Source organism: Lentibacter sp. XHP0401, assembly GCF_025751535.1.
GTDB lineage: Bacteria > Pseudomonadota > Alphaproteobacteria > Rhodobacterales > Rhodobacteraceae > Lentibacter.
Genome location: NZ_JAOWLC010000004.1, coordinates 44660 through 58821 on the forward strand (window position 1 = coordinate 44660; position 14162 = coordinate 58821).

Below are 14162 nucleotides of genomic sequence, written 5' to 3' on the forward strand. Positions count from 1 at the left end.
AAGTTAAGGTTTGACATTTTTATAGGTGTATAATTTTGGAGAATCTGAACACACATTCGGTGTGAACCAGCTGCCTTCCAGCATAATATCGGCGAAACCGATTTCAGATATCAAAGCGGGCGTTTCCCTATGGCGCGGTAAAAACCGGCCATCTAAAAACAGTTGTGCGTTCAATGCAAAACCGATTTATGAAAAGGCTTATGAACGGCTTGATATGTCGCCATTTGAGAGTCTATTTCGTGGTGCTGCTGCTCGCGGTTGCCAGCGTCACGTCTGCAGTTATGATGGCGCCGGATCGAAACGATGTGGCTTTTGCACAGCTTACCCAACTGGGCTTGAGCCTTGACGATATCTGTGGAGATTTCCCCGCTCGCGACCATCGCTGTCCATATTGTCACCTGCTGACTGAAGCGCAGATCCCTTCTCCGGCCGGGCTTGAAGCGCGACTGCTATTCACAATGGCGTGGAAGCTTGCCACTGACATTTACCGCGCGGCACAGGCGCGGGATCATGCCCGATCTCCAAGAGCACCCCCCGACCTCGTCTGATCATGGCTCGAGACGGAGCTATCTGAACAGATTTGCGGCTTATCGGCCGCCTGAAAGCGCAGACAGCGGTGCGTTCGCGTGCGCATTCCTATGGAGAAACCAATGAACCTATTTCATCTCGCCGATGCCGTTTCCGAGCATACGGCTTTCAAGCAGAAGGCGCGGCGCGCCGAAGCCACCACGAGGGTCAGTCCATGGGCGCCGCATGGCTCAGCACTGACCGTCAAAACAACCACCATATTGGGGGGCTCACTATGACTGGCGCAACCAATCTTTCAGGTAATCCGTCGGGTAGACAAGCGGGTTCCTCAGCACTTTACCGCGCAGTCTGGCGCTGGCATTTCATCGCTGGACTTTTGATTTTGCCCTTCATCTTCACCATCGCCATCACAGGAGGCATTTATCTGTTCAAAGATGAAATCAACAACACAGTTTATCGCGATCTGCGTATTGTCGCGCAAACCGACACCGCGCCGCTCGCGGCCTCGCAAATCATCGCAAATGCTCTGACTGCCTATCCTGGTGAGTTGAAAGCATATCAGCCAGCCCCGATGCCTAATCGCACGGCGGAAGTTAAAATACTTGGTGAGGATGGGCTGAAGAATTCTATCTTCGTCAACCCCTACACCGGCGATGTGTTGGGCAGCCTCTGGGATGCGGGAGCATCAGGCACGCCCGCGATGTATGTTGTGCGCAAGTTGCACTCGCTCGAATATGTCGGCTGGGTCGGTAACCGGATCATCGAAGCTGTTGCAGGCTGGATGGTGTTGCTGACCGTGACCGGCATTTACCTGTGGTGGCCGCGGGGCAAGAAAGTCGGCACAGCCACGATCAAAGCCACCAAGGGTCGCCCTTGGTGGCGTGATATGCACGCGGTGACAGGTATCTACTCCGCCGCGTTCATCGTGTTCCTTGCGATGACCGGTTTGCCGTGGTCGTCGGTCTGGGGAGGGTATTTCTACGATAGTGCATATGCCCTTGGTCTCGGGATGCCCGATGGTTACTGGACGAATAAGCCACAGTCCACCGTGATGACTGGAGAGGCATTGGACCGCACACCTTGGATTATGGAACAGCAACCTATGCCGGTTTCGGGGGCAGCTTCGGGCGTTCCTGCTGGGCTAGATCAAGTCGTCGCCACGGTCGAAGGTCTGGGCATCGCGCCGGGCTATGCCTTGAACATGCCATCGGGAGAGACAGGCGTCTTCTCCGCTTCGGTGTATCCCGATGATATCACCCAAGAGCGGGTGATCCATCTCGATCAATATACCATAGAAGTTCTCTATGATGCTGGCCTGAATGATCTCGGCGCACTCGGTTGGGCTGCGGAATGGGGTATTTCGATCCATATGGGACAGGCATGGGGGCTGGTGAACCAGATCGTGTTGCTTCTAGTCTGCGTAGCCATGATGGTCATGTCCGTCGCCGCTGGAGCAATGTGGTGGAAACGCCGTCCTGCTGGCGCCATAGGCACACCGCAATTTCCGACAGACTGGCGTATCCCACGCACAGTGCTGTTTCTTGCCATCGTCGCGGGGGTTTTCTTTCCGTTGGTTGGCCTGACTTTGATCGTCTTGGCGGTCATTGAAGGCCTGATCTACCTGATAGGAGCGCGCAAATTGCAGGCTTCCTGATACTAAGGGCTACCCGGTACTGCACTGGGTGGCCTATGCGAAATTTGCTCTACAAATGATGGTTTCACCGTGTTGACACATCAGCCGAGTAAGAGTCGTGAACATCCGGTTTCCGCCTTTGATGACCTGAGCGAAGCAAAAGACTTTACCGTACGTCAAAAATGGAAGTCTCGTTGTTCCCGAGTCAACAGAGGCTATGTCGATAGCAGAGGTCTGTTTTCGATACTTCGTTTCTACTTAATTTTGGTGATTGAACTCCCTTCAGGTGAACTGTAGCGTCGTCTTCGTCAGGGGCGCCGCAAGGCTGAGATGTACCCTTTGAACCTGAACCAGATAATGCTGGCGGAGGGAGGCAGGATCACAGCTTGTGGGTATGTGTGGCTTCTTTCTGTCTATTTTCAGAAGGAAAGGCCCGATGGATCCAAATGTTTCCCTGCAAGCTCTGCGCGAGCACACCCCGCTTGTTCACTGCATCACCAATTATGTTGCTATGAACATTGCGGCAAATGTCACACTCGCCGCGGGCGCATCACCTGCGATGCTTCATGCTGCAGAAGAGGTGGCGGATTTTGTGCCCATCTCGGGGGCGCTGACAATCAACATCGGGACCTTGTCTGCGCCCTGGGCGGACAGCATGAAGGTTGCTGCGAGAACGGCACAACGCGCAAACATTCCGTGGGTTCTTGATCCGGTAGCCCATTTTGCAACGCCTTATCGTGCTTGCGTCGCACAAAAATTGTTGGCCTTAAGTCCCGATATTGTCCGAGGCAATGCGTCGGAAATAATAGCGCTTTCAGGTGGTAAAGGGGGAGGCAAAGGTGCGGACAGTGGGGACAGCGTTACAGATGCGCAAGCCGCCGCTCACGCACTGGCAGTCAGCCAAGGGTGTGTCGTCGCGGTGTCGGGCGTAGAAGACTTTATCACGGATGGGACCCGCAGCACACACATTCGTGGGGGCTCGGAATTTATGCCCCTGGTGACGGCTCTTGGATGCTCGTTAACGGCTCTCGTAGGGGCCTATGCTGCAATCGCTCCACGCTTTGATGCTGCTGTGGCGGCCTTCACCCACTTTGCAGAGGCCGGCGAACGTGCCGGCAAAAACGCGCTAGGGCCCGGCAGCTTCAGCGTGGCGTTTCTTGACCAGTTGCGCAGCCTGCAGGCTGGGGATTTGGATGAAGGACGCCTGTCATGAAACCAGATCCAGCAAAACTGCGGCTGTATTTGGTCACCGACCCTATACTGTGCTCGCCGACAACCTTGCTTGACACTGTCGTCGCTGCCGTTCGTGGCGGTGTCACGTTTGTTCAGCTGCGCGACAAAGACGCGTCTACGCAAACGCGGATCGAAACAGCCCGCGCAGTGCATTCTGCACTTGAGGGCAGCAACGTGCCCTTGGTGATTAATGATGATCTGGACGCAGCCATTGCCGCTGGAGCTGACGGCGTCCATATCGGACAGAGCGACATTAACGCCACCAAAGCGCGCGCTCTACTGGGGCCCGATAAAATCATCGGATTGTCATGTGAAACACCCGACCAGGTGTGCGCGGCAGACCCGAATGTCGTTACCTATATCGGGCTTGGCACGGTCTTCCCCACCGCGACAAAGGCGGATCACAAGCCAACCATTGGCCTGGCTGGTCTGGCCAACATGGTTCGGCTCACCACGTTACCTACCGTGGCGATCGGGGGGCTGAAGGCAGAGCACGCGGCAGCTGTGATCGCGTCGGGATGCGATGGCATGGCCGTCGTTTCCGCCATCTGTGGCCAGCCCGACCCTGAGGCGGCGGCGCGGTTGTTGTGTTGCGCCTTCCCTCAAAAAACGGGAGCACAGTCATGATCCGAAATGTTCTGACGATAGCGGGGTCCGACCCTTCTGGCGGGGCAGGGATTCAGGCCGACCTCAAAACATTTGCGGCCAATGGCGTATACGGCATGGCTGCTTTGACTGCACTTACTGCTCAAAACACCCAAGGGGTTACAGGGGTAGAACTGGTGCCGCATGATTTTGTCAAAGCGCAAATTGCAGCTGTCTTTGCTGATGTGCGTGTAGACGCAGTCAAGGTTGGCATGATCGCAACGGCCGATATCGCGACGGCTGTTGCGCAGACGCTTGAGGTTTACCGCGGCATTCCTGTTGTGCTTGACCCTGTAATGGTAGCCAAAGGCGGGGCTGCATTGTTGCAAGACGAGGCGATTACCGCATTGCGGAGCGCCCTGTTGCCACAAGCGACATTTCTGACCCCCAATCTTCCCGAGGCCGCGCGGCTTTTGCATGAACCGGAAGCCCGGTGTCGCGATGACATGGCTAGGCAGGCACACGCGCTAACGCAGCTTGGTCCACATGCCGTACTTGTCAAAGGCGGGCATCTGAGCGGTGAGGAAAGCCCCGATGTGCTGTGCGATGGCGAGACGCTGCATTGGCTTGAAGGCCGCCGCACAGAAACCCGAAACACCCATGGCACCGGCTGCACCCTGTCTGCCGCCCTTACCGCACAACTTGCCAAGGGCAAATCTCCTAAGGACGCCGTCCACGCGGCCAAAGCCTATGTCACTAGGGCAATTTCAACCTCAGGCCAATTGACCGTCGGAAGCGGTCATGGGCCAGTAAATCACTTTTATGAGCTATGGAAGGATCACTTATGAGCAAACCATTAAAAGACCAAACCGTTCTTGTCACTGGCGCTGGCCGCGGGCTTGGGGCGGCCATTGCATCCGCCTTTGCACGCGAAGGGGCGCGGGTCGTCATCAATTACCGCAACAGCAAGGACGCCGCCAAAAATCTGGCCGCAGCGCTGGGAGAGCGTACCATCGCGCTACAAGCGGATGTTCGGGATGTCGACGCAATGGCGCAACTGGTCGCGCAAACGGTAGAGTGGGCAGGACCTATTACGACAGTCGTTCACAACGCCTTAGCCGATTTTAGCTTCAATGGCGATGCGCGAGCGAGTATCGACAGTCTGTCAGCTGCAGATATGTTGGATCAACACAACACGGCGGTGCTTGGCGCTCTTAATGCCATTCAGGCAACAGCACCCGCGATGGCTGAAGCGCAATTTGGGCGGGTTGTCACGATAGGGACGAACCTGTTCCAGAACCCTGTGGTCCCGTATCACGATTACACCTCCGCAAAAGCCGCATTGCTTTCCCTCACCAGAACAGCAGCCGCAGAGCTTGGACCAAAGGGCATTACTGTTAACATGGTTTCTGGCGGCCTGTTGCGCACAACAGACGCAAGCGCAGCAACTCCGGCAGATGTCTTTGACTATATCGCAGGGGTCACACCGTTGCGCGCGGTGGCAACTCCTGAGGAGGTGGCTGATGCCGTCGTGTTTTTTGCGAGCCCATGGGCGCGCGCTGTCACTGGCCAGAACCTGATTGTCGACGGTGGATTGGTGTTCGGGTAAGGAGCGAAATCGGTCATTCCAATTGTTTTCGAATGACCGATGCATCCGCAAAGCGGAAGTTCACGCCCACCATAGCGAAGGTTCGCAACCTGCCCCTGAGGAGGGGGCTGCTCACGGCCCTAAGCAGCCGTTGGTGGCGCTGGCAGTGAATGGCGGTGTGAGCTCAATGTAACGGATGCTGCGCACCCCACCAACCGCGGCAAGTTGCTGAAAGTTGGCATTCACCACGGCGAGAACGGCCCAAACTAGTCACCAAACTTGCACTAGGTGCAGCAATGCAGATTGCTCGGCAGAGAACCTTGTTTTTTGTGCAGTAACCAAGAACCTCTGATGACCATAATTGTAGGCAAAGTTGCAGTTAGTCAGAGCGCGAAGTGCCAATTATGGTATCCGTTTCAACGCATCGCACGACCTAGTTTCGCCTAGATGGCATCCGATCTGATGCAGGTCGTGCCGCATCTCCGGAGAATTTTTAAAACGGTTCTCAGCGATTAAAAAACAGGTTGTGGCCTCCCCATGGACGCAACCAAGAACTCTTCTTTCCATCTTGGCTGCGCGTGCATCGTCACCCGGTTTATGCATGATTTGACACTGCAGACTGCGATCGCCCAAGCAGGCTTTTTGAGTATAGAAATACGCCAACGCGCGGTCTGGATACTCGGAATAGACCTCATAAAAACTTGCCGCCAGAAAACACGCTTTGGATGATCCCAAATCACATCCGCGTTTGGCGTAAGTCAATGCGCGCTCGGGATTTCGGATCAAACCATCTTTCAGCCTCTCCCCCAACACAGCGCAGCCATCTCCATCTTTCAGGTCGCAGGCGTGCAAGTAAAGCGCCTGACTGATCTCTGGATACGGGGTCTGATACCGCATTTTGCTGTTGTCGCCCTGACCCGCTGCGTCGAACAGCGCGCCCAGTGCAATACAGTCGGCGGTGACATCGCGCGCACAGCTGCGGCGCAAACGACGGACGGGGCCATGCCAAGAGGGGGTCACCATATCATAGCGCTCCATCAGCGCAGCGGGCACAGTGCCGTGGTCTGCAACAAGCTGCGCATGATCGCGTTTGAGCCGTGCCTGGAAAAACTCAACGCAATTTTGACCATCCCGGCACCCGATCAATGCGAGTTCAAGAGTTCGATCAAAATTAGTCTCTGTCGCAGATTTCATGTACATTTCATCATATGCAAGCTTGGTGCAACCCCAACCGTAGCCGAATTCACAAGCTTTTAGATAAAGGGATTGCGCTTCTTGCGCCGTTGTCTTGAGATGTGCGGTATCCCTGTCGCTTACAGCCGGATCCCGCAAAAGAGCGAGCCATGCACAACTGGGCCCGTCCATGAGGTTGCAACCCGCTTGATAAGAGGCCAACGCAGCGTCGTGGTCCCGCACCGGCCCCCATGTCCCCCGAGGGGCGAGCAAAAGATCATCTATGCGTTGCAAAGCCAACCCCCGCCTACTGCAGGCAGGGCCATTTCCACGGGCACACAAGTCTTGCAGACCGTTCATGCGCATTTCCGGTGCCAATGTAAGGTCCTGCGCAAGGGCTCTGGTACAGGCTTCCGGAAAACCTGCAGCACAGCCTCTATCATGGGGATGATTGCTGTTCGGCTCATAAATCGCATGCGTGATTTCGCTACAAGAACCAAGGTGGCCAAGATCGCAGGCGCGCTGCATCAGAGCTTTGTAAGAGTGCATGAAAAGCGGCGCATCGCGGTAACCCTGAGCCGTGATTGCGAGAGCCCGACAGGCACTTGCATCACCGTTCTGACACCCGACACGCGTTTGGTGAACATGTTCTCGCAATTCAAGCGCGACCTTGGTTTCGATCTCGGGCGACAAGATGTCTGCGCCCATTTCAATGATTTGCGTGCAGGCCCAAGCAATCTCATCTGGCCTGCCGCCCTGGTCCTGGCATATGGCATGGAAAAGTGGCCGCGCCATGTCGACCGCGCCGCGTGCCAAATAAACCTGAGCCAGCCGGCCGCAGCCGTAAGCGTGATCATCACAGCTTTGCGCCATTAACCCGAGGGCACTCTCTGCATCGGGTGCTACCGTCGTACCATGCAAAAGATTATCAGCCGCAATGTGACACGACCATAGATCACCCAGATCACAGGCTTTTGTCCGAACTTCAAAGGCTTGATCGGGCTTGCGTTCCGCGCTTAGCGCATCGGCGAGTTTGCTGCACTGCGTAGAGTTGGCTGCGGCGCACCCCGCTACAAGCTGCCTGTGGCGAACATCTTCATCTGATGGCTCCGGTTGAGCGGGACAGGACGCGTGGTCCGGATCGAACTGGCAGGCGAGGTCGGCCATGGCCTCTGCCAAATCAGGATCGCGTGGATAAAGCCCAGGGTAGTCCGTCGTGAATGCGTGTCGGTAATTAGCAGCCAAAGCGCGGCACGCCTTCGCGTCCCCGGACATGCAAGCCTCCGTATAAAAGGACTTTGCCGGCGAAATTCCGGTAAATGGTTGATCTGTTTCGCGCGCAGGCGTTTCAAAGAGCCTGACACAAGACGGCCCGTGTTTGGCATGGCACCCAAGCCAATATATCCCCTGCGCAAGTGGTCGGTCGCGAAACGTGGCACGTCCTGCATCGAGCATACCCGCTAGGGTATGGCAGGCGTCCCAGTCTTGCTGCTTGCAATCCGAGGCTAATGCGGCAACCTCCGGAGTATGTTCTGGGTGAAAATCATCTGCCCGCTGCGGTGAGAGGAGATCGTCGAGCATCGAACGGTATTTTGAAAACGTGATTTGCAGCGCATCTTTTGCTGCGGCTTCCTGACTCTCCAGCGCTTCGATCCGTGCATCTCGAAGCTTTTCAACGGTCCATTCAGCTGCCGCTGGGCGCGCAGCGGTGATCAGGCAAAATAGCATTGAGAAGGCGATATGCCACATAATGATCTCCAGAAACCAACTTAAATGTGAAATGCAAATCGGCCTGAAGTACGTCCGAAACCGGAAAACAATGTGGTGTGTGACAACTTGTGACGAGAATGCGGGTAATGGGCACTCGACGCATTACAACACTGGGCTGAGGGAGGCTTTTGCATCAAAGCACTTACTTTTAGCCCAAGTCTTTCTCTTGCTGACCTTTGAGCCAAGCGCATCATGCTTCCGTAGCCGTTTGGAGGCTGAATGAAGAATCTACTTTTACCGGCATGACGTTTGCACATATCCAGTGAATGTCTGGACACCGACCTTGTTGTCATCGGAAACGTGATTGGTGACTACGGCTCAGCTAGAAAGACATCGTGACCGGATGCCAAGTGAGTTGGCCAATCAAGCCGGGGATACTGTGGTTCGTGCAACACCTCTGCCTAAGTGAGCTTTCACAGCGTTCAACCGAAGCGGATGTTGAGCGTAAATGTGTACTGTGGTTGCGTCAAGCCTTTGGGAGCACGGGGAAACGAGCGTGCTGACCGGACGGCGCGCAGGGCAGCGCTATCGAACGCCGCCGAGCCCGACGATCTTGTGACTGTTACAGACACAAGCTTCCCAGATTGCGCAACAATGATACGCAGGCGCACAGTGCCTGTCCCGCTGGCTCCCGAGGGAAAGCGTTTATGCCGCAGAATGCGATTTCGGACCTGACCTCCCCATTTTGCAATGAGTTTACTTTGCTTGCCTTGGCTCAACCCTGCTGATTGGGTTTTACCGTTAGCGCCAGCCTGTGATCCGCCTCCTGTCCCTGAAGCGCGTTGAGCTTGGCGTGCGGGCGGTTGCGCCGCTTTCTTGTTTTGGGTCTGCGAAGGTTTCGCTTTGGCTTTTGGCTGCGGCTTACGCTTTGCAGCCACAGGTCGTTTGGGAGGCGTATAACTCTCGGTTTGGATAATTGGTGCTCTGGCCTCCGATGTTGGAGCCAGGATTGGCACGGGCGCTGGCATTCGCCGAGACACTTGCGGGCTTACAGGGCGCAGAATGTCGCGCAAGGCCGCTGTTTCGGGTGGTGTCATGTCGGCGACCATAGCTGTGATCTCTGGTGGAGCCATCCATTGGTTGATGATTTCGTTCACGTTGCCGGTGACTGCGTGGAGCGTAATTTCGGCCTGCCCGTCTGATCCACTGGACATCATATCAATGTTGGAGCTGCGATGCATTGCCAGAACTGCAAGATGGACCGCTATGGCTAGAACCGCAAAACCGGCAAACTCAAGGGCGCGCTTCATGGTGTGTTCACCCCAACATCGACCTGAACTGCGCCCGCCGCTGCCAACTCGGTCATCACCCGCGTGAGCGCTTGTGCAGGGGCCAGAGCATCTGCGCGCAGTTCAATGCGCCGATCAGGCGCTTTCGCCAGCGCTGCGGCGAGTGCTGCAGTAGCCTTTGCGCCCTTTTCGGCTTCAAAATAGAGTGCGCCACCCCGGTCGATGAAAGCCTTCAGGCTGGCTTCTGCCGGCTCACCCACAGCCGCTAGCGGCGGGGTGATTTCAACAGGATCAGGGCTGCTCAGTTGGGCGCTCATGAGAAAGAAGATCAGCAAGAGAAACACCACATTGATCATGGGCAATATCGCTTCGCTTCGCGGCTTTCGTTTGAGAGTTTCTATTTGCATGGCTCTACTCCGCCACAGCAAGCGCGGTAAATCCGGCTTGTCTCAGCAATGTGGCTGTATCGACCAGGCGCTGTACATCAGCCATTGGATCCGCGCGCAAGACCACGGTCGCCTCTGGCGCAGCGTTTTGCGCAGAGAGCCATTCGATGAGAGTGCCATCTTCGCAGGGAATGCCGTTGAAGCGATAGCCAGAGGGCAGAATGTCGACCAGTCGTGGCAAGCTTGGTGACAGGCTAACGCCACCGGTGCTCAATGGTACAGGTATCACCACACCCGCTCCAAAACGTGAGGCGAGCATGAAGAAGACCAAGAGTAAAAAAACTACGTCGATCATGGGGGTCAAGCTGGGTTGGCGCCGATTGCGCTTGGGTGTGGTGAAACAGCTCATAGCGCGGATGTGTCAGGGGCTTTGGCGATGAAGATGCGTGTCGCGGCATCTTCGATATCACGGCGCATCCGCTCTATGACGGCTTCAAACCATGTCAGCGTCACTGATGCCGGAATGGCGACAGCCATACCAGCCGCGGTTGTCAGAAGCGCTTCCCAGATGCCACCAGCCAGCATCGACGGATCTGCGCGATTGCCGCTCTGTTGCAGGGTCTGAAAAGCAGCGATCATGCCGAGCACAGTGCCAAGCAAGCCCAAGAGCGGCGCAATTGTAGAAATGAGCTCAAGCACGCGCAAGCCGCTTGAGGCATCGGCAAGTGCGTTGCGTGCCACGCGGGACGTTTCCTCACGGGCGCTTTCCTCAGGCAAGTCGGTGCGTGCAATAAAAGTTGAGCGTAACACTTTAGCACGCAGATTCTGGGCGCGTGAAACCATGGTTCGGGCGGCATCAAACTCGCCACTTTCCCACATTTCGACAGCCCTGCGCATACGCCCGCGCGACCACGCTCCAATGAGAATGAACCGCCAAAGTATCCACAAGATGACGGTGAGGGCAAGAACCGAGAGCGCCGCAATGGCCCAAATTGCCGGGCCGCCTTGCTCCAGACGATGGAACATTCCGGCGGCTGGCTGGGTGGGGGCTGACGGTGACGTCTCAATGTTTTCGTCGCCGACAGCCGCGGGAGGCGCAACGGGTGACCCTATCGGGGTAGACGATTGCGGGAGTGGCGCTTGCAAGGGCGCTACGCTTGTGTCGGACATCTGCACAGGAGACGACATCAGAGGTTGTGCCGGTGCGGCTTCAACATCGGAGTGCATATGATGATCATGAGCCTCCTGAGCTGCCAGAAAGCCCGCTGATGTCACCGTGAGCATGATAGAAAAAACAGTCAAATATAGGCAGCGGTTTGATAAGGTTTTCATGTGTAGCTCTTTTTGGTCAAACAGAAAATCGGTGCGCAGCCAGAGACGGCTGCGCACCGGGGCCATAGTGTGAAGATCAGAATGTCATCTCGTATTTCACATAAAATGTCCTGCCGGGCTCATCGACTTGAAACAGAGCGGGATCAAAGACATCCGAGCGGCTTAGATGGTTGGCATAGGTCTTGTTGGTGACATTATCGACGCCAAACCGGAGCATGGAGTTGTCATTCGGGGCGTAGCTTCCAAACAAGTCGAGCGTTGCCCAACCGCTTGTTTTGCCCGGATCACGGGCCGGGTCGATCAGGTTCTGGATTGCGGCCCAGTTTACCCGCGCGCCCCCGCGCCATGCATCGCGGCCATAGCTGACTGTGAATTTTCCATTGAACGGTGCGATCTGTGCAAGGTTTCTGTCATCGGATAAATTGCGCCCGCGTGTGTAGGCCGCATCTCCAGAGATGAGCCAACCATCGCGTTCCCATGCTCCTGATAGCTCCAAGCCTGCGAGTTGGGCATCGACGTTGCGGTAAGTTGTAACTCCTGACACACTGAAGGCATCGCGCAGAATGTAGTCATTCACCCGGTCAACATATGCTGAGGCTGCGAGGTTCCAGTTGCTGCGTTCTACAATGAGGCCCATGTCGAACTGGTTGTGCTTTTCCGGTGCAATGTCGGGATTTCCGACCCAGTTCATCCGCGCCATGGCTCGCTCGTTGGCATCAGCAGTGCGCACAGAGCGCGATAACCCGAAATAAAATGTATTGCCCGGTGTGAACTCATGCTCCAGCCGGACCAGGGCGCTAACATTGTTCTCGGTGCGGGGGCTGTCAAAAGTGGTGCCATATTGTGTTGTGTAGTAACTGTTGGCTGGCATCCCGCCACCGGTAGGAGCGACTGCGGCCAACCCGGAACTGGCGCGCACGCGATCATAGCGCAAGCCAAATTTGACCATGGTCTTATCGCTGATGTCCGTTTCGGTTTCGGCGTACAAGCCTGTTTGAGCAATTGTGACATCGGGCCAGCTGAGGGCTATTTGGCGAGACGGATCGCGCGCTTCAATTGCCGCGATAGGGCCCATATAACCTTCGGCCATTCTATTGTTTGACTGGTGATCAATACCCACTTTTGCCCGCGTCTGACCAAATTCGAATTGGGCCTCAACCTTGCCTCCAAACGTGTCTGACGTGGTCGGTGCAACCATTCCCATCATACTACTGCCGCGTAGAGAGTAGTTGTCCATGATGTGATCAACCTCACTCAAGAAGAGGTTGCTCTCGATCCGGCGCAAGGCACCAGCGTCCAGATCAAATCCACCGCGCAAGCGATAGATGGTGTTTGCATCATAGATACCATCCATTCCTGCGCCGGCAAAAAGCGCGTCGTCGACGCGGTTCTTTTCGTAGTCAAAGGCAAGGTCTACACCGTTGCGGGCATAGCCAAAGGTCAGGCCTGCATTCTTTTGCTGGTAGCCGCTGCGCACCGCAACACCGTCACCATTTTCATAGTTCCCCGCTTTGCCTGCCATCGCACCACCTTGCAGGTAAAATCCGTTACCCATGTTGAAAGTGACGCGGCCGCTAGCGTCTAGAGTTTCAGAATTGCTCGTGCCGCCAAACGATACGGTTCCGCTCCAGCGTGGCGTTTCTTCCAGGTCAGGCGCGTCGCGCTCAAGGATCACGGCGCCGCCCGTAGCACCTGGCCCATTCGCAACCGAGGCATAGCCGCGTTGCACCACAATCCGGTCTGCGCGATATCCGGCAGCTACACTGCTTGGGGGGTCCATTCGGTTGGGACAGCCGCCATAGGTTACAGACCCTGAGTCGATGACCGAAATTTGGTTCTGTGATTGGCCACGGATTGAGATTTCAAGCGCGTGACCGCCCATCCGGCCTCCGGTGATACCGGGCGTGCGGCGCAATAGGTCACCCACGTCTGCAGCGGGCGGAACATCGGCTCCCATAGGGTCGATTACTGTCTGAGCAGTGCCCTCAGCAGGAGGCCGCAAAGACTGGTTTTTGACGTCGATCGGCGTGAGTTCGACTGGCCCGATATCGGTCTCGATGGTTGATTGAGCGCTGGCCATGTTCGAGGCTGCAGCAAGGACAAGAAGGCTTACGCCAAGGCGCAGTGAGTTTTTGAAGGTCATTTAGACACCCCTGAAAAAGTAAAATAACTGTAAAGCGTGCCGTGTCTCACCCGAGATCACAGCCGCCAGCACGCCGTTCGGGCGTGCATTTCGTCGTTCAGTTAAGTTTTTTCTGGCGGTGCCCTGATACTGTCCGAGAGCAGTATAATTCGGGCTTGAACCACTTGGTGCTGTAAAAATGCCGGCTGCGGCAAGAGGCGAAGAGCAACAGGCACAACGGTTGGCGACGGACAGAGTGTCGCCATACCGATCACGCAGAGGGGGCAATGCCCTTCTACGGTTTGGTCTTCCATCGGATTGCCGGTTTCGGGGTCGATAATGACAGTCTGGACGCCACCATCGGCGCAGAGTTGAATAGCCAAGCCGTCTATGCTGGACAGAGTGCGCGGCACAAAGGCCGAAGCAATTTCGATGGCAAGGACAAGCGACAACAGCAACGGCAAAACCTTGCCGAGCAAACGCATTATATGTGTCCAAACGATCATCTGAAAACTTTTGGTCGTGTTCCGAATTTATGGCAAGCAGCAAGTTGCCGCAGCACGGCAATTTAATTGACTGTGGG

General features: G+C 55.9%; 14 protein-coding genes and 1 riboswitch. Of the genes, 7 read left to right on the top strand and 7 right to left on the bottom strand.

Annotated features, from left to right (window positions below; translation table 11 throughout):
• The first annotated feature begins 200 nt into the window (after nucleotides 1-200).
• From OE750_RS06540 to OE750_RS06565, 6 genes are all read left to right on the top strand, one after another.
• Nucleotides 201-548, top strand: coding sequence for a hypothetical protein (locus OE750_RS06540; protein WP_263762723.1), 348 nt, complete (start codon nucleotides 201-203; stop codon nucleotides 546-548).
• A gap of 254 nt (nucleotides 549-802) precedes the next feature.
• Nucleotides 803-2182 (top strand): PepSY-associated TM helix domain-containing protein, encoded by a 1380-nt coding sequence (locus OE750_RS06545; RefSeq protein WP_263762725.1) that lies wholly within the window; start codon nucleotides 803-805, stop codon nucleotides 2180-2182.
• Between the two features lie 279 nt (nucleotides 2183-2461).
• A riboswitch (TPP riboswitch) is annotated at nucleotides 2462-2550 on the top strand.
• A gap of 47 nt (nucleotides 2551-2597) precedes the next feature.
• Complete coding sequence (gene thiM / locus OE750_RS06550) at nucleotides 2598-3374, top strand: hydroxyethylthiazole kinase (protein WP_263762727.1); 777 nt, start codon at nucleotides 2598-2600, stop codon at nucleotides 3372-3374.
• Nucleotides 3371-4021, top strand: coding sequence for a thiamine phosphate synthase (gene thiE, locus OE750_RS06555; protein ID WP_263762729.1), 651 nt, complete (start codon nucleotides 3371-3373; stop codon nucleotides 4019-4021). The genes thiM and thiE overlap by 4 nt, the downstream gene beginning before the upstream one ends.
• Nucleotides 4018-4827, top strand: a complete 810-nt coding sequence (gene thiD / locus OE750_RS06560) for a bifunctional hydroxymethylpyrimidine kinase/phosphomethylpyrimidine kinase (protein ID WP_263762731.1) — start codon at nucleotides 4018-4020, stop codon at nucleotides 4825-4827. Before thiE ends, thiD begins: the two co-directional genes overlap by 4 nt.
• Nucleotides 4824-5588, top strand: coding sequence for a 3-oxoacyl-ACP reductase (locus tag OE750_RS06565; protein WP_263762733.1), 765 nt, complete (start codon nucleotides 4824-4826; stop codon nucleotides 5586-5588). The genes thiD and OE750_RS06565 overlap by 4 nt, the downstream gene beginning before the upstream one ends.
• Before the next feature lie 381 nt (nucleotides 5589-5969).
• On the opposite strand, the gene OE750_RS06570 is transcribed toward OE750_RS06565, so the two are convergent.
• Complete coding sequence (locus OE750_RS06570) at nucleotides 5970-6932, bottom strand: hypothetical protein (RefSeq protein WP_263762735.1); 963 nt, start codon at nucleotides 6930-6932, stop codon at nucleotides 5970-5972.
• 282 nt (nucleotides 6933-7214) lie between these two features.
• Here OE750_RS06570 and OE750_RS06575 point away from each other — a divergent pair, with 282 nt between their 5' ends.
• The gene (locus OE750_RS06575) at nucleotides 7215-7616 is read left to right on the top strand and encodes a hypothetical protein (RefSeq protein ID WP_263762737.1); all 402 of its coding nucleotides are present in this window, start codon (nucleotides 7215-7217) and stop codon (nucleotides 7614-7616) included.
• A 1316-nt stretch (nucleotides 7617-8932) separates the two neighbouring features.
• Here OE750_RS06575 and tolA read toward each other — a convergent pair.
• The 6 genes from tolA to OE750_RS06605 form a co-directional block, all read right to left on the bottom strand.
• Entirely contained in the window at nucleotides 8933-9760 is an 828-nt protein-coding gene (gene tolA, locus OE750_RS06580) for a cell envelope integrity protein TolA (RefSeq protein WP_263762739.1), read from the bottom strand.
• Complete coding sequence (locus OE750_RS06585; RefSeq protein WP_263762741.1) at nucleotides 9757-10146, bottom strand: ExbD/TolR family protein; 390 nt, start codon at nucleotides 10144-10146, stop codon at nucleotides 9757-9759. The genes tolA and OE750_RS06585 overlap by 4 nt, the downstream gene beginning before the upstream one ends.
• A 4-nt stretch (nucleotides 10147-10150) precedes the next feature.
• Complete coding sequence (locus tag OE750_RS06590; protein WP_263762743.1) at nucleotides 10151-10534, bottom strand: ExbD/TolR family protein; 384 nt, start codon at nucleotides 10532-10534, stop codon at nucleotides 10151-10153.
• On the bottom strand, nucleotides 10531-11457 hold the full coding sequence (locus OE750_RS06595; protein WP_263762745.1) for a MotA/TolQ/ExbB proton channel family protein: 927 nt from the start codon (nucleotides 11455-11457) through the stop codon (nucleotides 10531-10533). Before OE750_RS06595 ends, OE750_RS06590 begins: the two co-directional genes overlap by 4 nt.
• A 76-nt stretch (nucleotides 11458-11533) precedes the next feature.
• Entirely contained in the window at nucleotides 11534-13600 is a 2067-nt protein-coding gene (locus OE750_RS06600) for a TonB-dependent receptor domain-containing protein (protein WP_263762748.1), read from the bottom strand.
• Between the two features lie 101 nt (nucleotides 13601-13701).
• The gene (locus OE750_RS06605; protein WP_263762750.1) at nucleotides 13702-14085 is read right to left on the bottom strand and encodes a hypothetical protein; all 384 of its coding nucleotides are present in this window, start codon (nucleotides 14083-14085) and stop codon (nucleotides 13702-13704) included.
• Between the last annotated feature and the right edge of the window lie 77 nt (nucleotides 14086-14162).

Coding starts and splice junctions, on each gene's coding strand:
- OE750_RS06595 (WP_263762745.1), bottom strand. CDS start 11,457: ATGAAAACCTTATCAAACCGCTGCCTATATTTGACTGTTTTTTCTATC.
- OE750_RS06585 (WP_263762741.1), bottom strand. CDS start 10,146: ATGCAAATAGAAACTCTCAAACGAAAGCCGCGAAGCGAAGCGATATTG.
- tolA (WP_263762739.1), bottom strand. CDS start 9,760: ATGAAGCGCGCCCTTGAGTTTGCCGGTTTTGCGGTTCTAGCCATAGCG.
- OE750_RS06545 (WP_263762725.1), top strand. CDS start 803: ATGACTGGCGCAACCAATCTTTCAGGTAATCCGTCGGGTAGACAAGCG.
- OE750_RS06590 (WP_263762743.1), bottom strand. CDS start 10,534: ATGAGCTGTTTCACCACACCCAAGCGCAATCGGCGCCAACCCAGCTTG.
- OE750_RS06570 (WP_263762735.1), bottom strand. CDS start 6,932: ATGGACGGGCCCAGTTGTGCATGGCTCGCTCTTTTGCGGGATCCGGCT.
- thiM (WP_263762727.1), top strand. CDS start 2,598: ATGGATCCAAATGTTTCCCTGCAAGCTCTGCGCGAGCACACCCCGCTT.
- thiD (WP_263762731.1), top strand. CDS start 4,018: ATGATCCGAAATGTTCTGACGATAGCGGGGTCCGACCCTTCTGGCGGG.
- OE750_RS06600 (WP_263762748.1), bottom strand. CDS start 13,600: ATGACCTTCAAAAACTCACTGCGCCTTGGCGTAAGCCTTCTTGTCCTT.
- OE750_RS06565 (WP_263762733.1), top strand. CDS start 4,824: ATGAGCAAACCATTAAAAGACCAAACCGTTCTTGTCACTGGCGCTGGC.
- OE750_RS06575 (WP_263762737.1), top strand. CDS start 7,215: ATGCGTGATTTCGCTACAAGAACCAAGGTGGCCAAGATCGCAGGCGCG.
- OE750_RS06540 (WP_263762723.1), top strand. CDS start 201: ATGAACGGCTTGATATGTCGCCATTTGAGAGTCTATTTCGTGGTGCTG.
- thiE (WP_263762729.1), top strand. CDS start 3,371: ATGAAACCAGATCCAGCAAAACTGCGGCTGTATTTGGTCACCGACCCT.
- OE750_RS06605 (WP_263762750.1), bottom strand. CDS start 14,085: ATGATCGTTTGGACACATATAATGCGTTTGCTCGGCAAGGTTTTGCCG.